This window comes from Streptomyces sp. NPDC028910 (assembly GCF_055564955.1).
This window is the reverse complement of sequence record NZ_JBVHVF010000002.1, coordinates 171,886-191,584: the sequence shown is the minus strand read 5'-3', so window position 1 is coordinate 191,584 and position 19,699 is coordinate 171,886. Positions and strand designations below refer to the sequence as shown.

Here is a 19,699-nt window from a genome sequence, read left to right as displayed (position 1 = left end):
GACGAGGGGCGGATCACCTCACCTGCTTCGCCCGCGCGTCACACTCCGAACGGGGCGGCATATCCGATCGTGCCCGCCGGGACCGGAACGGAATCGTCCAGCACCAGCGCCATCATGGCCCCGTCCGGGACCTCGAAGGGCGCCCGGATCCCGAAGTGCGACGCCGGTACGAAACCGAAGCGCGGGTAGTACGCCGGATGCCCCAGCACGAGCACCAGCGACTCCCCGCGCTCCTTGGCCGCCGCGAGCAGCGCCCGTACGACCGAGCTGCCCGCGCCCGAGCGCTGGTGCGCGGGGTCGACGGCCACCGGGGCGAGCGCGAGCGCCCGTACCCCGTCGACCCGGCACACGGTGAGCAGGGCGTGCGCCGCCACCGACCCGTCCGGGGCCTCGGCCACGTACGACAGCCCGGGCAGCCAGGACTCGTCCGTGCGCAGCGCGTCCACGAGGTCCGCCTCGAGCGGCGTCCCGAACGCCGCCAGGTTGACCTCCCGTACGGCGGCCGTGTCGGCCGCGGTCTCCGGGCGGGCCGGCCAGGCGGCGCCGTCCCCGGCGGTCACCGGGCGCAGGACGTAGCCCGTGTAGCCGTACTCGTGCCCGTGGCGGGCCCGTACGCCGAGCTCCTCGCGGGTGACGGCCAGCGCGCGCTCCATCGCCGGGGTCCCGGCTTCGCCATGGGTACGGACCCGCTCGGCGAGCGGGCCGTAGTACTCGGCCCAGTCCGAGTCGGGAAGGTGGTGCACGCCGAGCACCTGGTAGCCGGCGGCCTGGGCGGCGGCGAGGTTGCGGGCGGTGGAGCGCAGCGGGCCCTGCGGGTCCCAGAAGGCGCGCGCCCCGGCGGACGGTTCCCCGACGGTCCACTCGCACTCGGTGAGGACGAGCGTGCCGCCCGGGGCGAGCAGCCGCTTCCACCGCTCCAGCGCGGCGTCGAAGCCGAGGACGTAGGCGGACCCCTCCGCCCACACGAGGTCGAAGGAACCGTCCTCGAAGTCTTCGCGGGGGAGCGCCCCCATGTCCGCCCCGACGGTACGGACGCGGTCGGCGAGCCCGCGGGCCGCGGCGGCCGTACGGAGCTCGTCGAGGAAGGGGGCGTGCAGGTCGACGGCGGTGACCTCGGCGCCGCCCCCGCCCGGGCCGCCCGCCTCGGCGGCGAGCAGCAGGGCGCTGCGGCCCGGACCGCAGCCGAGGTCGAGGACGCGCGGTCGCGCGGGCAGCGGTCCGCACAGGGACAGCAGGTGGCGGGTGCTCGCGTCGGAGCCCGGAGCCTGCCGGGGCAGGCCGTGGTGAAGGGCGAAGAAGGCCTGCGTGAAGGCGTCGGAGGCGCTGGAGGCGCTGGATGCGTCGAAGGTGTCGAAGGTGTTGTCGGTCAACGTGAACCCTTGAACGGGGGCTCCGGCCGACGAGGCCCGGCTGTGTGATCAGGCCCGGCCGGATGCCCGGGAGGAACGGGGGATGCACCGGAGTTCGCTGCGCACGGCCGCGACCACTACGACGGTCATCAACCCACCTCTTCCCGCTCGGCACCTTCAGGGGCGTGTCCACCGTAACATCAGGCCCGTTTGTGGTATCGCGCCGTGATCGACAATGATGATCAGACCCCGCCCGGGGCCGGAATATTCGGCTTATCGGGGCGTAAACGGGTGGTGAACCCCTGCTTCCATTCATCCGATAGCCTCTGCCGACGTGCCGCCGCCCCCTCGGGCGCCCGTCCGCAATCCGTTACAAGGAGTGAGTTCGCCTGCCGACCGTCATCCTCACCGGCCTGCCGGTCCCCGGATCACCGCTCGCGGACGAGCTGCGCTCCCTCGGCTTCGACGTCCGCCCGGCCACCGGTCCCCAGGACGCCGCCGCCGCACTGGCCGGCGTACCCGCCGACCAGCGGGTGGCCGTCGTGGACAGCGCCTTCGTCGGACACCTGCACGCACTGCGCCTCGCGCTGACCGACCCGCGCTTCGACGCCTGCGCCGTCACCGGTGCCCTCGCCGTCCAGCCGGGCGCCCGTGACGCACTCGACAAGGCCGCCGCCGAGGCCGTCGCCACCGAGGGCGACGCCGCCGCCGGCCCCTACGCCGACCGGCTCGCCGCCGCGGTCGAGGCCGCCGGTACCACCGTTCAGCGCCCCGAGCTGGGCACACTCGTCGCCGCCGTCCCCGCCGGCCCGGCCGACCGGGACGCGGCGAGCGCCGCCGTCGCCGCCGTCGACGACGAGGCCGTACGCCTGCGGACCGCCGTGAAGTCCCGCGACGGCTTCTTCACCACCTTCTTCATCAGCCCCTACTCGCGCTACATCGCCCGCTGGTGCGCCCGCCGGGGCCTGACCCCGAACCAGGTCACCACCGCCTCGCTGATCACCGCGCTGATCGCGGCCGGCTGCGCCGCCACCGGCGAGCGCTGGGGCTACGTCGCGGCCGGTGTGCTGCTCATCGTCTCCTTCGTCCTGGACTGCACCGACGGGCAGCTCGCCCGCTACTCGCTCCAGTACTCGACGATGGGCGCCTGGCTCGACGCCACCTTCGACCGCGCGAAGGAGTACTCCTTCTACGCGGGCCTCGCGCTCGGTGCGGCCAGGAACGGCGACGACGTGTGGGCGCTCGCGCTCGGCGCGATGATCCTCATGACCTGCCGGCACGTCGTGGACTTCTCCTTCAACGAGGCCAACCACGACGCGACGGCCAACACGAGCCCGACCGCGGCCCTCTCCGACAAGCTGGACAGCGTCGGCTGGACGGTATGGGTCCGGCGGATGATCATCCTTCCGATCGGTGAGCGCTGGGCGATGATCGCGGTCCTGACCGCCGTCACCACCCCCCGGATCGTCTTCTACGCCCTGCTCGTCGGCTGCGCCTTCGGCGCGCTCTACACCACCGCCGGCCGGGTCCTGCGCTCCCTGACCCGCAAGGCCACCCGCACCGACCGCGCCGCGCGGGCGCTGGCCGAGCTCGCCGACTCGGGCGTGCTCGCCTGGACCGCCGGCCGGCTGGTGAAAGGCCGCCCGACCCCCGCCTCGCTGGGGCTGGCCGCGCTCGGATCCGTGCTGATGGTGGGCGCCGCCGTGACCCGCGACTTCGGCAGCCCCTGGCTGATCGGGTCCGCCGTGGTGTACGTCATCGCCGCGGGCGTGGCTCTCGCGAGCCCCCTCAAGGGCCCGCTCGACTGGCTCGTCCCGCCGCTGTTCCGGGCCGCCGAGTACGTGACCGTCCTCGCGCTGGCCGCCAAGGCGGACGTCCCCGGGGCCCTTCCGGCGGCATTCGGCCTGATCGCGGCGGTCGCCTACCATCACTACGACACGGTCTACCGCATCCGCGGTGGCTCGGGCGCGCCCCCGCACTGGCTGGTGCGGACGATCGGCGGCCATGACGGCCGGGTCCTGCTGACCGTGGTTCTGGCGGCCGCCCTGCCCCGGGACGCGTTCCCCGTCGCGCTCACGGCCATGGCCGTGTTCGTGGCACTCGTGGTGCTCGTGGAGAGCATCCGATTCTGGGTCTCCTCCGGAGCACCCGCCGTACATGACGAAGGAGAACCAGCATGATCGGCCTTGTACTCGCTGCCGGTGCCGGACGCCGTCTGCGTCCCTACACCGACACCCTGCCCAAGGCCCTCGTGCCCGTCGGTCCCGAGGGAGACGAGGAGAGCCTCACGGTTCTCGACCTGACCCTCGGCAACTTCGCCGAGGTCGGTCTCACCGAGGTCGCCATCGTCGTCGGCTACCGCAAGGAAGCCGTGTACGCGCGCCGGGAGGCCCTGGAGGCCAAGTACGGCGTCAAGATCACGCTGATCGACAACGACAAGGCCGAGGAGTGGAACAACGCCTACTCCCTGTGGTGCGCCCGTGACGTCCTCAAGCAGGGCGTGATCCTCGCCAACGGCGACACCGTCCACCCGGTCTCGGTGGAGCGCACCCTGCTCGCCGCCCGCGGCAACGGCCAGAAGATCATCCTCGCCCTGGACACGGTCAAGAACCTGGCCGACGAGGAGATGAAGGTCGTCACCGCCGACGGCGGCGCCGCCGGGGCGGGCGTGCAGAAGATCACCAAGCTGATGGACCCGGCCGACGCCACCGGTGAGTACATCGGTGTCACCCTCATCGAGGCCGAGGCCGCCGAGCAGCTGGCCGACGCCCTGAAGACCACCTTCGAGCGCGACCCCGACCTCTACTACGAGGACGGGTACCAGCAGCTCGTCAACGACGGCTTCACCATCGACGTGGCCCCCATCGGCGACGTCAAGTGGGTCGAGATCGACAACCACGACGACCTCGCCAAGGGCCGGACGATCGCATGCCAGTACTGACGAGGCTCATCCCCTCGCCCGTCGTCGTCGACATCAGTCGCGGGGCGATGGACGATCTGGCCGGCCTCCTGGCCGACCAGCGGATCTCCGCCTCCGGCAAGCTGGCCATCGCGATCAGCGGAGGCTCCGGTGTGGCGCTGCGCACCAAGCTGGAGCCCGTACTGCCGCACGCCGACTGGTACGCGGTCGTCGATGGCACCATCGACTCCGCGGTCAAGCTGGCCGACGACATAAAGGGCCGCCGCTACGACGCCGTCGTGGGCCTGGGCGGCGGCAAGATCATCGACGTGGCGAAGTACGCCGCGGCGCGGGTCGGGCTGCCCATGGTGGCCGTCGCCACCAACCTCTCGCACGACGGCATCTGCTCGCCGGTGTCCATCCTGGACAACGACAACGGCCGCGGCTCCTACGGCGTCCCCACCCCGATCGCCATGGTGATCGACCTCGATGTGATCAAGGAAGCCCCGGAGCGGTTCATCCGCGCCGGCATCGGCGACGCGATCTCCAACATCTCGGCGATCGCCGACTGGGAGCTCTCCCACGAGGTCACCGGCGAGCCCGTCGACGGCCTGGCCGCCGCCATGGCCCGTACCGCCGGCGAGTCCGTGCTGCGCCACCCCGGCGGATGCGGCGACGACGCGTTCCTCACGGTGCTCTCCGAGGCGCTGGTCCTCTCCGGCATCGCCATGTCGATCAGCGGGGACTCCCGTCCCTCCTCCGGCGCCTGCCACGAGATCAGCCACGCCTTCGACCTGCTGCACCCGGGGCGCTCCGCGCTCCACGGCGAGCAGGTCGGCCTCGGGGCAGCCTTCGCGATGCACCTGCGCGGGGCCGCCGAGGTCTCCGGCCTGTTCGTCGAGGTGCTGCGCCGGCACGGCCTTCCGGTGGCGCCCGAGGAGATCGGCTTCAGCATCGACGAGTTCGTCACGGCCGTCGAGTACGCCCCCCAGACCCGTCCGGGACGTTTCACGATCCTGGAGCACCTCAACCTGTCCGCAGCCGAGATCAGGGACGCTTACGCCGACTATGCCAAGACCATCCGTAGCTGAACTCCGGCCCGTCGTGCACCCGGCGGGCGTGAAGGACCGGCGCAGCGGCGAGCACTGGGGCGGGCGCCTCTACATGCGCGAGATCTCCCTGCGCATCACCCGCTTCCTGGTCACCACCAAGGTCACGCCGAACCAGCTGACCTATGTGATGACCCTGGCCGGTGTCCTCGCCGCCCCCGCCTTGCTCGTGCCGGGCGTCTGGGGCGCCGTCCTCGGTGTGGTGGCCGTCCAGCTGTACCTGCTGCTCGACTGCGTCGACGGCGAGGTCGCCCGCTGGAAGAAGCAGTTCTCGCTCTCCGGGGTCTACCTGGACCGGGTCGGCGCCTACCTGTGCGACGCGGCCGTCCTCGTAGGTTTCGGCCTGCGCGCGGCGGACCTGTGGGGCAGCGGGCGGATCGACTGGCTGTGGGCCTTCCTGGGCACCCTCGCGGCGCTCGGCGCGATCCTGATCAAGGCCGAGACCGACCTGGTGGGCGTCGCCCGGCACCAGGTCGGGAAGGAGCCGGTCAAGGAAGCGGCGTCCGAGCCGCGCTCGTCCGGCATGGCGCTCGCGCGCCGGGCCGCCGCCGCGCTGAAGTTCCACCGTCTCGTCCTCGGCATCGAGGCCTCGCTGCTCATCCTGGTGCTGGCCGTCCTGGACCAGGTCCGCGGCGACCTGTACTTCTCCCGGCTCGGCGTCGCCGTGCTCGCCGGCATCGCGATGCTTCAGATGGTGCTGCACCTGGTCTCCGTACTCGCCTCCAGCAGGCTGCGATGACAGTGAACCGCGGGACCGACGCGATGCGGCTGGGCGCCGTGATCATCACCATGGGCAACCGGCCCGACGAGCTCAAGGCGCTCCTCGACTCGGTGGCCCGGCAGGACGGCGCCCCCGTCGAGGTGGTCGTCGTGGGCCAGGGCGTGAAGGTCACCGGGCTGCCCGAGGGCGTCCGTACGGTCGACCTCCCCGAGAACCTGGGCATCCCCGGCGGGCGCAACGTCGGCATCGAGGCCTTCGGCCGCCCCGGTGGCAGCGACGGCTATGACGTTGACGTACTGCTCTTCCTGGACGACGACGGCCTGCTGGAGCGCACCGACACCGCCGAGCTGTGCCGGCAGGCCTTCACCGAGGATCCCGGGCTGGGCATCATCAGCTTCCGGATCGCCGATCCGGAGACCGGCGAGACCCAGCGCCGGCACGTGCCGCGGCTGCGCGCCTCGGACCCGATGCGCTCCTCGCGCGTGACCACCTTCCTGGGCGGCGCCAACGCCGTCCGCACCACGGTGTTCGAGCAGGTCGGAGCGTTGCCGGGGGAGTTCTTCTACGCCCACGAGGAGACCGATCTGGCCTGGCGGGCGCTCGACGCCGGGTGGCTGATCGACTACCGGGCGGACATGGTGCTGCTGCACCCGACGACCGCCCCCTCCCGGCACGCGGTCTACCACCGTATGGTGGCCCGTAACCGGGTGTGGCTCGCCCGCCGCAACCTGCCCGCTCCGCTGGTCCCGGTCTACCTGGGCGTCTGGCTCCTGCTGACGCTCGTACGCAGGCCGTCGGTACCCGCGCTGAAGGCGTGGTTCGGCGGTTTCAGGGAGGGGTGGACCACTCCCTGCGGCCCCCGCCGCCCGATGAGATGGCGTACGGTCTGGCGGTTGACCCGGCTGGGCCGACCACCTGTCATCTGACAAGCCCGCGTCTGGGAACATGGCGCGATCACGGGCCTCGAGCCACCAGCCTGATGCCCACCTGGCCGCATCTTGAAGACGAAAGTTTCAACTTGTGAGTGACACAACCCACGACGGCGCCCTCGCCACGAGCAAGCCGCCGTCCGCAGACGCGGGGCTGAGCTCCGCGGAGCTCGCCAGGAAGTACGGCCTCTCCGTCAGCGGTGCCCGGCCCCGTCTGGGCGAGTACGTGCGCCAGCTCTGGGGCCGGCGCCACTTCATCATGGCCTTCTCGCGGGCCAAGCTGCTCGCTCAGTACAGCCAGGCCAAGCTCGGACAGGTCTGGCAGGTGGCGACCCCACTGCTGAACGCGGCCGTCTACTGGCTGATCTTCGGCCTGATCCTCGGCGCGGGCCGGGAGATGCCGAAGGGTGTCTACGTCCCCTTCCTGATGATGGGCATCTTCGTCTTCACCTTCACCCAGAGCTCGGTGATGGCGGGCGTCCGGGCGATCTCCGGGAACCTCGGGCTGGTACGGGCGCTGCACTTCCCTCGAGCCGCCCTCCCGGTGTCCTTCTCGCTGCAGCAGCTCCAGCAGCTGCTGTACTCGATGATCGTCGTCTTCGTGATCGCCGTCGGCTTCGGCAACTACCCGCGGCTCTCCTGGCTGCTGGTGATCCCGACGCTGGCGCTGCAGTTCGTCTTCAACACCGGCCTCGCCATGATCTTCGCGCGGATGGGTTCCAAGACCCCCGACCTGGCGCAGCTGATGCCGTTCGTGATGCGTACGTGGATGTACGCCTCCGGGGTCATGTTCCCGATCGGGATCTACCTCAAGGACCAGCCCCAGTGGATCAGCGACGTGCTGCTGTGGAACCCGGTGGCGATCTACATGGACCTCATCCGCTTCGCGCTGATCGACGACTACGGCAGCAGCAATCTGCCTCCGCACGTCTGGCTCTTCGCCGTGGGCTGGGCCGCCGTGATAGGCCTCGGCGGCTTCGTGTACTTCTGGAAGGCTGAGGAGCGTTACGGCCGTGGCTGAGACAACCCAGGGGCGCGTCCCCACCGTGATCGCGGACGACGTGCACATCGTCTACCGGGTCAACACCGGAAGCGCCGGCAAGGGCGCCGCCACCGCCGCCCTGAGCAAGATGGTCCGCCGGGGCAAGGGCGACGCACCCGGCGTCCGGCGGGTCCACGCCGTGCGCGGGGTCTCCTTCACGGCGTACCGCGGCGAGGCGATCGGCCTCATCGGCTCCAACGGCTCCGGCAAGTCGACCCTGCTGCGCGCCATCGCGGGGCTGCTGCCCTGCGAGGCCGGCAAGGTCTACACCGACGGCCAGCCCTCGCTGCTGGGCGTCAACGCGGCGCTGATGAACGACCTCACCGGTGAGCGCAACATCGTCCTCGGCGGTCTCGCGATGGGCATGAGCCGCGAGCAGATCAAGGAGCGCTACCAGGGCATCGTCGACTTCTCGGGCATCAACGAGAAGGGCGACTTCATCTCCCTGCCGATGCGCACCTACTCCTCCGGCATGGCGGCGCGACTGCGCTTCTCCATCGCGGCGGCCAAGGACCACGACGTCCTGATGATCGACGAGGCCCTGGCCACCGGCGACCGCAGCTTCCAGGTGCGTTCGGAGAACCGCATCCGCGAACTGCGGCAGAAGGCCGGCACGGTCTTCCTGGTGAGCCACAACAACAAGTCCATCCGCGACACCTGCGACCGGGTGCTGTGGCTGGAGAAGGGCGAGCTCCTGATGGACGGGCCCACGGAGGAAGTCGTCTCGGCATACGAGAAGGCCTCCAACGGCTGACCTCCGGGTCGCGCGGCGCCCTTCGCGGCGTATCTCCGCTTCTCCCGAAGGCCCCCGCCGCTCAGCGCGGCGGGGGCCTTAAGCGTGCTCTCGCATTTCACGCGACATTCGGTGGCGGAGCGAATACCCCAGAGGCCTTCGCGGCGTTCTACAGCGTAAGCTGAAGCGGTCCTGAATCGCGGCAAGAGGGGACGATTCCCCGCAGGTGAACGGCCCTGGCGCCGCCCGGGAAAACCCCTGGCGGCGTGTCCGAAATAGGATGTATTGGGTCAGCAGTGTAGAACGGGAGTTGTGACGGCAATGGCTACGGGAATTCTCCGGCCCCCAGGCACTACGGCCGTCCCCGCCCCGGGCGGCGGGCGGTGACCCCGGGGCACGGCATCCGACCCCTGTCCGACACGGTCCACGTGAGCGCCACCCTCGACAAGGCGACGGCGGAGAACTTCCCCGTCGCCCCCGCCTTCCTTCCCCGCGCCTGGCGCGACGGACTGATGGCCGTCTACGGCTACGCCCGCCTCGTCGACGACATCGGCGACGGCGACCTCGCACCCGGCGGACGCGACGCCGTACTCCTCGGCCTCGACCCCGCCGCCGTGGACGACCGGCTCGCCATGCTCGACGCCTTCGAGGCCGACCTGCACCGCGTCTTCAACGGTTCCAGCGGCACGGACAGCGCCCCGCGCCATCCGCTGCTGCTCGCCCTGCGGCCCGTCGTCCGCGCCCACGGCCTGACCCCCGAGCCGTTCCTCGGGCTCATCGAGGCCAACCGCCAGGACCAGCGGGTCGCGCGTTACGAGACGTACGCGGACCTGGTGGGCTACTGCGAGCTCTCCGCGAACCCGGTCGGCCGCCTCGTGCTCTCCCTCACGGGCACCAGCACGCCCGAACGGATCCGTCGTTCCGACGCCGTCTGCACCGCCCTGCAGATCGTCGAGCACATCCAGGACGTCGCCGAGGACCTCGGCCGCGACCGGATCTACCTGCCCGCCGAGGACATGCGGCGCTTCCACGTGACCGAGGCCGACCTGGCGGCCCCGTCCGCCGGCGCGTCCGTACGCGCCCTGGTCGCATTCGAAACTGCGCGCGCACGCGAGCTGCTGAATGAAGGCACCCCGCTCGTGGGTAGCGTGCACGGCAGACTCCGGCTGTTGCTCGCGGGCTTCGTGGGAGGGGGGCGAGCAGCCCTGCGAGCCGTCACCGCCGCCGGCTTCGACGTACTTCCCGGCCCGCCCAAGCCCACCAAGAGCGGCCTGCTCCGCGAGGTTGCCGCCGTCCTGCGCACAGCGCCGAGAAAGGGGTGAGCCCGACCGTGGAGGGCCCCACACACGCGTCCGCACCGACCGCGCTGTCCGCGCCGGTTTCGGCGGCCTACAGCTACTGCGAGGCCGTCACCGGTGCGCAGGCGCGCAACTTCGCGTACGGCATCCGGCTGCTGCCGACCGACAAGCGGCAGGCGATGTCCGCGCTGTACGCCTTCTCCCGGCGGGTCGACGACATCGGCGACGGCACGCTGCCCGCCGAGGCGAAGTTCGCCCGGCTGGAGGAGACCCGCGCCCTGCTCGGGCGGATCCGGGCCGAGGAGATCGACGAGGACGACACCGACCCGGTCGCCGTCGCCCTCGCGCACGCCGCGCGCCGCTTCCCGATCCCGCTCGGCGGCCTCGACGAACTCATCGACGGCGTCCTGATGGACGTCCGCGGCGAGACCTACGAGACCTGGGACGACCTCAAGGCCTACTGCCGCTGCGTGGCCGGAGCCATCGGGCGGCTCTCGCTCGGCGTGTTCGGCACCACACCCGGCGCGCCCGACGCCGCGCGCGCCGGGGAGTACGCCGACACGCTCGGCCTCGCCCTGCAACTCACCAACATCCTCCGGGACGTTCGCGAGGACGCGGGCAACGGCCGCACCTACCTGCCCGCCGAGGACCTCGCCAAGTTCGGCTGTTCGGAAGGCTTCCACAGCGACCGGGCTCCCGCCGGCTCCGACTTCGCCGGGCTGGTGCACCACGAAGTACGGCGCGCCCGGGCCCTGTTCGTCGAGGGCTACCGGCTGCTGCCCATGCTCGACCGGCGCAGCGGCGCCTGCGTGGCCGCCATGGCCGGCATCTACCGCCGGCTCCTGGACCGCATCGAGCGGGAGCCGGAAGCGGTGCTGCGCGGCCGCGTGTCGCTGCCGACGCACGAGAAGGCGTACGTCGCCGTGCGCGGCCTGTCCGGCCTCGACGCGCGGACCATCTCCCGCCAGAGCAACCGGAGGCGAGCCTGATGCCGCCGACCACCCGGCCCCCGGCGCCCGCCCCGGCCGGTCCACCCCCGGCCGCCACGCCCCACCGGGCCGCGCAGGCCAACCGCACGGGTGCGTCCGCCACCGCGGGCCGCGCGACCGAAGACATGTCCGGTGCCCCGGGGACGGCCCCGTGCGCGGTCGCCGCGGCGGGCCGGCCCGGCCGGGACGGCGCCCGGGCAACCATCACGGCGGCGGGCGCGTCTCTTCCGGCGGGCCCCGGCCGGGCCGGGCGGGCCGCCGCGCGCGGCGCCGCCTCGCCCGCGCAGCACCGACCGACCGGCCCGCAGGGCCACCGCACCACCGGGGAGGGCGCATGACCGGCTTCGACCACCACGCCGTCGTCGTGGGCGGCGGGCTCGCCGGGGTCACGACCGCCCTCGAACTCGCCGACGCGGGGCTCCGCGTGACCCTGCTGGAAGGCCGCCCCCGGCTCGGCGGGCTCGCCTTCTCCTTCAAGCGCGGCGACCTCAACGTCGACAACGGCCAGCACGTGTACCTGCGCTGCTGCACCGCCTACCGGTGGTTCCTCGACCGCCTCGGGGGCGGCGGCCTCGCACCCCTGCAGGACCGCCTCGACGTACCCGTCCTCGACGTCGCCCACCCCGGCGGCCCGCGCCTCGGACGGCTGCGGCGCAGCGCCCTGCCCGTGCCCCTGCACCTGGCCGGCTCCCTGGCGCGCTACCCGCACCTCTCGCTCGCCGAGCGGCTGAGCGTCGGCCGGGCCGCCCTCGCGCTGCGCCGCCTCGACCCCGCCGACCCGGCGCTGGACGGCCTGGACTTCGCGACCTGGCTCGGCCGCTACGGCCAGTCCGCCCGTACGATCGAGGCCCTGTGGGACCTCGTCGGCATCGCCACCCTCAACGCCACCGCCGAGCAGTCCTCGCTGGGCCTGGCCGCCATGGTCTTCAAGACCGGCCTGCTCTCCGAGAACGGCGCCGCCGACATCGGCTGGGCCCGCGTACCGCTCGGCGAACTGCACGACACCCTCGCCCGCAAGGCGCTCGACGCGGCCGGCGTACGGACCGAGCTGCGCAGCCGGGTCACGGCCATCTCCCGTACCGCCGAAGGCGCATGGCGGATCGACACCGAGGAGGAGTCCCTCGACGCGGGCACCGTCGTCCTCGCCGTCCCGCAGCGCGAGGCGCACGGACTGCTGCCGGCCGGCGCCCTCGCCGACCCCGACAAGCTCCTGGACATCGGCACCGCGCCGATCCTCAACGTCCACGTGGTCTACGACCGCAAGGTGCTCAAGCAGCCCTTCTTCGCCGCACTCGGCTCCCCGGTGCAGTGGGTCTTCGACCGTACCGACTCCTCGGGGCTCCCCGACGGAGGCCAGTACCTGGCGCTGTCCCAGTCCGTCGCCCAGAACGACATCGACGAGCCCGTCCCGGTCCTGCGCGCCAAGTACCTGCCCGAGCTGGAGCGGCTGCTGCCGGCCGCGCGGGGCGCCAAGGTACGGGACTTCTTCGTCACCCGGGAGCGGACGGCCACCTTCGCCCCCACCCCCGGCGTCGGCCGGCTGCGCCCCGGGGCACGCACCGACACGCCGGGGCTCTACCTGGCCGGTGCGTGGACTGCCACCGGTTGGCCCGCGACCATGGAGGGCGCCGTCCGGAGCGGACTGAGCGCGGCGCACGCCGCACTCGCCGCGCTCGGCCGCCACCGCGAACACCCTCTGCAGGAGGCGGCATGACGACCACCACGAGCACCACCGGCACGACCGGCACCACCAGCACCACCGGCACAGCACGTACAGGAACAAGAGGAGAGCCAGTGAACCCGGGGAATCCGGCTGTCGAGAACACGGATGCCAGTGTGGGCACAGCTGGAGGGGGCGTCGAGAAGGCCGACACGATCGCCCTCCTGGAACGCGGCCGCACGCTGTCGACCCCCGTGCTCCGCGCCGCCGTCGACCGGCTCGCGGCGCCCATGGACACCGTCGCCGCCTACCACTTCGGCTGGATCGACGCCCAGGGCAACCCGGCGGACGGCGACCAGGGCAAGGCCGTACGTCCGGCCCTCGCGCTGCTCTCCGCCGAGGCCGCGGGCGCCGCGGCCGAGGTCGGCATCCCGGGCGCCGTCGCGGTCGAGCTCGTGCACAACTTCTCGCTGCTGCACGACGACCTGATGGACGGCGACGAGCAGCGCCGCCACCGCGACACGGTGTGGAAGGTACACGGACCGGCCCTCGCGATCCTGGTCGGCGACGCCCTCTTCGCCCTCGCCAACGAGGTGCTGCTGGAGCTCGGCACCGTCGAGGCGGGCCGTGCGACCCGCCGGCTCACCACCGCCAGCCGCAAGCTCATCGACGGCCAGGCGCAGGACATCTCCTACGAGCACCGCGAGCGCGTCAGCGTCGAGGAGTGCCTGGAGATGGAGGGCAACAAGACCGGCGCCCTGCTCGCCTGCGCCGTCTCCATCGGCGCGGTGCTCGGCGGCGCCGACGACCGTACGGCCGACAAGCTGGAGGAGTACGGCTACCACCTGGGCCTCGCCTTCCAGGCCGTCGACGACCTGCTCGGCATCTGGGGCGACCCGGAGGCCACCGGCAAGCAGACCTGGAGCGACCTGCGCCAGCGCAAGAAGTCCCTGCCGGTGGTCGCCGCCCTCGCGGCCGGTGGGCCGGCCTCCGAGGAGCTCGCCGAACTGCTCGCCGCCGACGCCAAGAGCAGCGACTTCGAGAACTTCTCGGAGGAGGAGTTCGCGGCGCGCGCGGCGCTCATCGAGGCGGCCGGCGGCCGTCAGTGGACCGCCGACGAAGCACGCCGCCAGCACGCCGTCGCGATCCGGGCCCTGGACGACGTCGACATGCCGGGGCGCGTGCGCGACCAGCTCGTGGCCCTCGCCGACTTCGTCGTCGTGCGCAAGAGGTGATCGCCACCCGACAGCGGATATGAATCGCGAGTCGCCGGCCGGCGCCGCCACCTGAGCGTGGCGTGCGCCGGCCGACGGCAGACCCCAGCACAGCAGAGGACACTGTTCTAAGGGGAAGCCATGACAGCGACGACCGACGGCAGCGCGGAGAGCGCTGGCGCTGGCAGCGAATCCACTCCGGGCGTCCCGCCGCCCGGCCAGGGGGGACCCCCGGGCGTCCCGTACCGCCCTGGCGCGGCCGCCGAACCGGGGCCTTCGGCCTTGCGGACCCCGCTGGCCCCACAGGCCCCGTACGGGTCCGGCCGAATCGGTCGGCCGGCCGAGTACGGCCTGGTGGGCGCCCCCGGTGGCCCAGCCGCCGGAGCGGGACCCGTACCGGGTGGACCTGACCTGGTCCCGCCTCGTCGGGGCGCCGCCGAAGAGGGCGGCGCCCGCGCCCGCGAGGGCACGCTCGCGGACCCGCCCACCGGCCCGCGGCCGGGCCGGTCGCAGCCGCCCACCCCGCCCACCGCGCCCACCCCGCCCGCAGCCGTCGCAGCGCCCCCCCGGGCGAAGCCCGTAGGCCAGGCCGGAGCGGGCCAGTCGGGTGCGCCGGACACGGACCGGGCCACCGCGGAGCTGCCCGAACCGCCGGACGGCGACCGGCAGGGGGCGTACGAGGCCGCCGCGCGAGCGGCCCGGCACCTGCTGGAGCGCCAAGCCCCCGAGGGCTGGTGGAAGGGCGACCTGGAGACCAACGTCACCATGGACGCGGAGGACCTGCTGCTGCGGCAGTTCCTCGGCATCCGGGACGAGGCCACCACACACGCCGCCGCGCTCTTCATCCGCGGCGAGCAGCGCGAGGACGGCACCTGGGCCACCTTCCACGGCGGGCCGCCCGAACTCTCCGCCACCATCGAGGCCTACGTCGCCCTGCGCCTCGCCGGGGACCCGCCGGACGCCCCGCACATGACCCGCGCCTCGGCCTGGATCCGCGCCCACGGCGGGATCGCCGCCGCCCGCGTCTTCACCCGGATCTGGCTGGCGCTCTTCGGCTGGTGGAAGTGGGAACACCTGCCCGAACTCCCGCCCGAGCTGGTGTTCCTGCCCCCCTGGGTGCCCCTGAACATCTATGACTTCGGCTGCTGGGCCCGCCAGACCATCGTCCCGCTCACCGTGGTCTCCGCACTGCGTCCCGTCCGCCCGGCCCCCTTCGCCCTGGACGAGCTGCACGCCGACGCGCGGGTGGCGAATCCCGCCAAGCCCCTGGCCCCGCTGGCGAGTTGGGACGGCGCCTTCCAGCGGATGGACAAGGCCCTGCACGTCTACCGGCGGTTCGCCCCCCGCCGGCTGCGCAAGGCGGCCATGGACACCGCCGCCCGCTGGATCGTCGAGCGCCAGGAGAACGACGGCTGCTGGGGCGGGATCCAGCCGCCCGCCGTCTATTCCATCATCGCCCTGCACCTGCTCGGCTACGACCTCGGACACCCGGTGATGCGCGCCGGGCTGGAATCCCTGGACCGGTTCGCGGTGTGGCGCGAGGACGGCGCTCGGATGATCGAGGCCTGCCAGTCCCCGGTGTGGGACACCTGCCTCGCCGCGATCGCGCTCGCCGACGCCGGGGTGCGCCCCGACCATCCGGCGCTGGTCAAGGCCGCCGACTGGATGCTCGGCGAGGAGATCGTCCGCAGCGGGGACTGGGCGGTCCGGCGGCCCGGGCTCGCCCCCGGCGGCTGGGCGTTCGAGTTCCACAACGACACCTACCCCGACATCGACGACACCGCCGAGGTGGTCCTCGCACTGCGCCGCATCAAGCACCCCGACCCGGCCCGGGTCGAGGCGGCCATCGCCCGCGGGGTGTCCTGGAACCTCGGCATGCAGTCGAAGAACGGCGCGTGGGGCGCCTTCGACGCCGACAACACCAGCCCCCTGCCGAACAAGCTGCCCTTCTGTGACTTCGGCGAGGTCATCGACCCGCCCTCGGCCGATGTCACCGCCCACGTGGTGGAGATGCTCGCCTTCGAGGGCCGGGCGGGCGACGCCCGGACCCGGCGCGGCATCGCCTGGCTGCTCGCCGAACAGGAGCCGAACGGCAGCTGGTTCGGCCGCTGGGGCACCAACTACGTCTACGGGACCGGATCGGTGGTCCCGGCCCTCACCGCGGCGGGCTTCGCCCCGGGGCACCCCGCGATCCGGCGGGCCGTGCGCTGGCTGGAATCCGTACAGAACGAGGACGGCGGGTGGGGCGAGGACCAGCGCTCCTACAAGGACCCCTCCTGGGCCGGGAAGGGCGCCTCCACCGCCTCGCAGACCGCGTGGGCGCTGATGGCCCTGCTGTCGGCCGGCGAGCGGGACGGCAAGGCCGTCGAACGGGGGATCGCCTACCTGGTGGACACCCAGCAGGAGGACGGCTCCTGGGACGAGCCCTACTTCACCGGCACCGGATTCCCCTGGGACTTCTCCATCAACTACCACCTGTACCGGCAGGTGTTCCCGCTCACCGCGCTCGGCCGCTACCTGTACGGGGAACCGCTCGCCCCGGCCGGAGCGCACACGGCCGCGGCCGGAGAAGCCTGATGTGCGCCGCCAGAGGGGACCGGGGCGGGGACCCCGGCCCGCTGCTGGTCGCCTGCGCGCTGCGCATCGAGCAGGTGGCGCTGCGCAGCGCGGTCCGCGGGGCACCGCCGGCCGCCTGCGATCTCCTGCGCACCGGGATGGGCCCGCGCGCGGCCGAGCGGGCCGTCGCCCGGGCACTGGACCGGCCGGGGATGGACCGGGCCGCCGTCCTCGCGACGGGATTCTGCGCCGGGCTGGTCCCGGGCATGCACCCCGGTGACCTGGTCGTCGCGGAGGAGACCCGGGACCCGCAGGGGGCCGTCACCTGCACCGGTACCGCCCTGCTCGCCGAGGCGCTGGCCCGGGCCGCCCCCGGCCGGACCGTGCACACCGGCGCACTGACCGGATCCGACCACGTCGTCCGCGGCCAGGAGCGCGCGCACCTGCGCGCCACCGGCGCCATCGCGGTCGACATGGAGTCCGCGGCGACCCTGTGGACCGCCACCCGGGGCGGACGTCGTCCGTCAGAGGGAGGACGCCCGGTTGCGGCCGTCCGGGTGATCGTGGACGCTCCGGAGCATGAGCTCGTCCGTATCGGCACGGTTCGCGGGGGAATATCGGCCTTCCGTGTTCTGCGTGCCGTACTGCCCGCGTTTTATGAATGGCACCGTTCTTTGCTGCTCCCCAGGAGGTGAGCCAGATGGCCATGCCGCTGCGCCAGACCATCAGGGTCGGGACCTATCTTCTCGAACAAAAGCTCCGCAAGCGTGAGAAGTTCCCGCTGATCGTCGAGCTGGAACCGCTCTACGCCTGCAACCTGGCCTGTGAGGGGTGCGGGAAGATCCAGCACCCGGCCGGGGTGCTCAAGCAGCGCATGCCGGTCGCCCAGGCGGTCGGCGCCGTGCTGGAGTCCGGCGCGCCCATGGTGTCCATCGCGGGCGGCGAGCCCTTGATGCACCCGCAGATCGACGAGATCGTCCGGCAGTTGGTGGCGAAGCGGAAGTACGTATTCCTCTGCACCAACGCGATGCTGCTGCGCAAGAAGATCGAGAAGTTCACCCCCTCCCCGTACTTCGCCTTCGCCGTGCACATCGACGGCCTGCGCGAGCGCCACGACGAGTCGGTGGCCAAGGAAGGCGTCTTCGACGAGGCGGTCGCGGCCATCAAGGAGGCGAAGAAGCGCGGCTTCCGGGTGACCACCAACTCCACCTTCTTCAATACCGACACGCCGCAGACGATCATCGAGGTGCTCAACTACCTCAATGACGACCTACAGGTGGACGAGATGATGATCTCGCCCGCCTACGCCTACGAAAAGGCCCCCGACCAGGAACACTTCCTTGGCGTCGAACAGACCCGGGAACTCTTCAGGAAGGCCTTCGCGGGCGGCAACCGGCGGCGCTGGCGGCTCAACCACTCCCCCCTCTTCCTGGACTTCCTGGAAGGGAAGGCCGATTTTCCCTGCACGGCCTGGGCCATTCCGAATTACTCCCTCTTCGGCTGGCAGCGCCCCTGCTATCTGATGAGCGACGGCTACGTGCCGACGTACCGGGAGCTCATCAACGACACCGACTGGAGCAAGTACGGCCGCGGAAAGGACCCGCGCTGCGCGAACTGCATGGCGCACTGCGGATACGAGCCCACCGCCGTCCTCGCCACCATGGGCTCCCTCAAGGAATCCCTGCGCGCGGCCCGGGAGACGATCGGCGGCAACCGGGAGAAGCCGGCATGAGCCCGGCGGAACAGGGCACGGGCGAAAGGGGCCCGGGCGAAAGGGGCCCGGGCGAACAGGGCGAGCGAGGCCCGGGCGCGGGGTTCGACCTCGGGTCCCTGCTGGCCGCGCGCGGAGCGGAGCGGTACGAGCTGCACGCGCGGCACCTCAACCACCAACTGCCCCGGATGCTCCACACCATCGGCTTCGACAAGGTCTACGAGCGCGCCGAGGGCGCCCACTTCTGGGACGCGGAGGGCAACGACTACCTCGACATGCTCGCCGGCTTCGGGGTGATGGGCGTGGGCCGGCACCACCCGGTCGTCCGCCGGGCCCTGCACGACGTCCTGGACGCCCAGCTCGCCGACCTCACCCGCTTCGACTGCCAGCCGCTGCCCGGGCTGCTGGCCGAGAAACTGCTCTCGTACAGCCCGCACCTGGACCGGGTCTTCTTCGGCAACAGCGGTACGGAGGCGGTGGAGACGGCCCTGAAATTCGCCCGGTACGCCACCGGGCGGCCCAGGATCGTCTACTGCGACCACGCCTTCCACGGGCTCACCGCCGGCTCGCTCTCGGTGAACGGAGAGAGCGGCTTCCGGGACGGCTTCGCCCCGCTGCTCCCCGACACGAGGATCGCGCTGGGGGACCTGGACGCCCTGGAGCGCGAGCTGGGGCGCGGCGACGTCGCCGCCTTCGTCGTCGAGCCCATCCAGGGCAAGGGGGTGCTGTGCGCCCCGCCCGGATTCCTGCTCGCCGCGCAGGACATGCTGCACCGGCGGGGGGCGCTGCTGATCGTGGACGAGGTGCAGACCGGCCTCGGACGTACCGGGGACTTCTACGCGTACCAGCACGAGCCGGGCGTGGAGCCGGACCTGGTGTGCGTGGCCAAGGCGCTCTCGGGCGGCTACGTGCCGGTCGGCGCGACCCTGGGCAAGGACTGGATCTTCAAGAAGGTCTACTCGTCCATGGACCGGGTGCTCGTGCACTCCGCGAGCTTCGGGTCCAACGCGCAGGCGATGGCGGCCGGGCTGGCGGTGCTGTCGGTCATGGAGGACGAGGGGCTCGTCGCGCGGGCCCGCGCGATGGGCGACCTGCTGCGGGGGCGGCTCGCGGCCCTCGTGGACGCGTACGAGCTGCTGCACGAGGTGCGCGGACGCGGCCTGATGATCGGCATCGAATTCGGCCGGCCGTCCTCGCTGGGGCTGCGCAGCCGGTGGACGATGCTGCAGGCGGCCCGCAAGGGGCTCTTCGCGCAGATGGTCGTGGCGCCGCTGCTGCAGAAGCACCGGATCCTCACCCAGGTCTCCGGAGACCACCTGGAGGTGATCAAGCTGATTCCGCCGCTGGTCGTGGACGAGCGGGACGTCGACCGGTTCGTCGGCGCCTTCCGCGAAGTCATGGACGAGGCGCACGGCGGGTCCGGGCTGATGTGGGACTTCGGCAGGACGCTGGTGAAGCAGGCCGTCGGCAACAGGTGACCGACGGCCCC

At 72.2% G+C, this 19,699-nt stretch carries 18 protein-coding genes; 16 read left to right on the top strand and 2 right to left on the bottom strand.

Translation table 11 applies throughout. From position 1 onward, the window contains the following. Positions 1-38: 38 nt before the first annotated feature. The gene (locus ACZ4TV_RS03545; protein ID WP_468130708.1) at positions 39-1,277 is read right to left on the bottom strand and encodes a GNAT family N-acetyltransferase; all 1,239 of its coding nucleotides are present in this window, start codon (positions 1,275-1,277) and stop codon (positions 39-41) included. 500 nt (positions 1,278-1,777) lie between these two features. After that, the gene (locus ACZ4TV_RS03540) at positions 1,778-1,915 is read right to left on the bottom strand and encodes a hypothetical protein (protein WP_468130234.1); all 138 of its coding nucleotides are present in this window, start codon (positions 1,913-1,915) and stop codon (positions 1,778-1,780) included. Between ACZ4TV_RS03540 and ACZ4TV_RS03535 the strand changes: the two genes are divergently transcribed. The 16 genes from ACZ4TV_RS03535 (at position 1,892) to ACZ4TV_RS03460 (ending at position 19,688) form a co-directional block, all read left to right on the top strand. Next, the gene (locus ACZ4TV_RS03535) at positions 1,892-3,529 is read left to right on the top strand and encodes a DUF5941 domain-containing protein (protein ID WP_468130232.1); all 1,638 of its coding nucleotides are present in this window, start codon (positions 1,892-1,894) and stop codon (positions 3,527-3,529) included. The two genes, ACZ4TV_RS03540 and ACZ4TV_RS03535, sit on opposite strands and share 24 nt — an antisense overlap. Beyond that, positions 3,526-4,290: a phosphocholine cytidylyltransferase family protein gene (locus ACZ4TV_RS03530; RefSeq protein WP_468130230.1), complete on the top strand. Its 765-nt coding sequence runs from the start codon at positions 3,526-3,528 to the stop codon at positions 4,288-4,290. The genes ACZ4TV_RS03535 and ACZ4TV_RS03530 overlap by 4 nt, the downstream gene beginning before the upstream one ends. Continuing rightward, the gene (locus tag ACZ4TV_RS03525; protein WP_468130228.1) at positions 4,278-5,339 is read left to right on the top strand and encodes an iron-containing alcohol dehydrogenase family protein; all 1,062 of its coding nucleotides are present in this window, start codon (positions 4,278-4,280) and stop codon (positions 5,337-5,339) included. Before ACZ4TV_RS03530 ends, ACZ4TV_RS03525 begins: the two co-directional genes overlap by 13 nt. Continuing rightward, on the top strand, positions 5,317-6,096 hold the full coding sequence (locus ACZ4TV_RS03520; RefSeq protein WP_468130226.1) for a CDP-alcohol phosphatidyltransferase family protein: 780 nt from the start codon (positions 5,317-5,319) through the stop codon (positions 6,094-6,096). The genes ACZ4TV_RS03525 and ACZ4TV_RS03520 overlap by 23 nt, the downstream gene beginning before the upstream one ends. Before the next feature lie 23 nt (positions 6,097-6,119). Further along, positions 6,120-7,004, top strand: coding sequence for a glycosyltransferase family 2 protein (locus ACZ4TV_RS03515; protein ID WP_468130706.1), 885 nt, complete (start codon positions 6,120-6,122; stop codon positions 7,002-7,004). A 94-nt stretch (positions 7,005-7,098) separates the two neighbouring features. Continuing rightward, a complete protein-coding gene (locus ACZ4TV_RS03510; protein ID WP_468130224.1) occupies positions 7,099-8,028 on the top strand; it encodes an ABC transporter permease in 930 nt (309 codons plus the stop codon). Continuing rightward, positions 8,021-8,803 (top strand): ABC transporter ATP-binding protein, encoded by a 783-nt coding sequence (locus tag ACZ4TV_RS03505; protein ID WP_468130222.1) that lies wholly within the window; start codon positions 8,021-8,023, stop codon positions 8,801-8,803. The genes ACZ4TV_RS03510 and ACZ4TV_RS03505 overlap by 8 nt, the downstream gene beginning before the upstream one ends. A gap of 407 nt (positions 8,804-9,210) precedes the next feature. Then, positions 9,211-10,104, top strand: coding sequence for a squalene synthase HpnC (hpnC, locus tag ACZ4TV_RS03500; protein WP_468130220.1), 894 nt, complete (start codon positions 9,211-9,213; stop codon positions 10,102-10,104). Further along, positions 10,101-11,069, top strand: coding sequence for a presqualene diphosphate synthase HpnD (gene hpnD, locus ACZ4TV_RS03495; protein WP_468130218.1), 969 nt, complete (start codon positions 10,101-10,103; stop codon positions 11,067-11,069). Before hpnC ends, hpnD begins: the two co-directional genes overlap by 4 nt. Continuing rightward, complete coding sequence (locus ACZ4TV_RS03490; RefSeq protein ID WP_468130216.1) at positions 11,069-11,407, top strand: hypothetical protein; 339 nt, start codon at positions 11,069-11,071, stop codon at positions 11,405-11,407. The genes hpnD and ACZ4TV_RS03490 overlap by 1 nt, the downstream gene beginning before the upstream one ends. Then, the gene (hpnE, locus tag ACZ4TV_RS03485; RefSeq protein ID WP_468130214.1) at positions 11,404-12,783 is read left to right on the top strand and encodes a hydroxysqualene dehydroxylase HpnE; all 1,380 of its coding nucleotides are present in this window, start codon (positions 11,404-11,406) and stop codon (positions 12,781-12,783) included. Before ACZ4TV_RS03490 ends, hpnE begins: the two co-directional genes overlap by 4 nt. Beyond that, complete coding sequence (locus tag ACZ4TV_RS03480) at positions 12,780-13,964, top strand: polyprenyl synthetase family protein (RefSeq protein WP_468130212.1); 1,185 nt, start codon at positions 12,780-12,782, stop codon at positions 13,962-13,964. Before hpnE ends, ACZ4TV_RS03480 begins: the two co-directional genes overlap by 4 nt. Before the next feature lie 120 nt (positions 13,965-14,084). Continuing rightward, positions 14,085-16,520, top strand: a complete 2,436-nt coding sequence (shc, locus tag ACZ4TV_RS03475) for a squalene--hopene cyclase (protein WP_468130210.1) — start codon at positions 14,085-14,087, stop codon at positions 16,518-16,520. Beyond that, a complete protein-coding gene (locus ACZ4TV_RS03470; protein WP_468130208.1) occupies positions 16,520-17,194 on the top strand; it encodes a phosphorylase family protein in 675 nt (224 codons plus the stop codon). Before shc ends, ACZ4TV_RS03470 begins: the two co-directional genes overlap by 1 nt. A 5-nt stretch (positions 17,195-17,199) precedes the next feature. Beyond that, positions 17,200-18,231, top strand: coding sequence for an adenosyl-hopene transferase HpnH (gene hpnH, locus ACZ4TV_RS03465; RefSeq protein ID WP_468130206.1), 1,032 nt, complete (start codon positions 17,200-17,202; stop codon positions 18,229-18,231). After that, on the top strand, positions 18,228-19,688 hold the full coding sequence (locus tag ACZ4TV_RS03460) for an aspartate aminotransferase family protein (RefSeq protein ID WP_468130204.1): 1,461 nt from the start codon (positions 18,228-18,230) through the stop codon (positions 19,686-19,688). The genes hpnH and ACZ4TV_RS03460 overlap by 4 nt, the downstream gene beginning before the upstream one ends. Positions 19,689-19,699 lie beyond the last annotated feature (11 nt).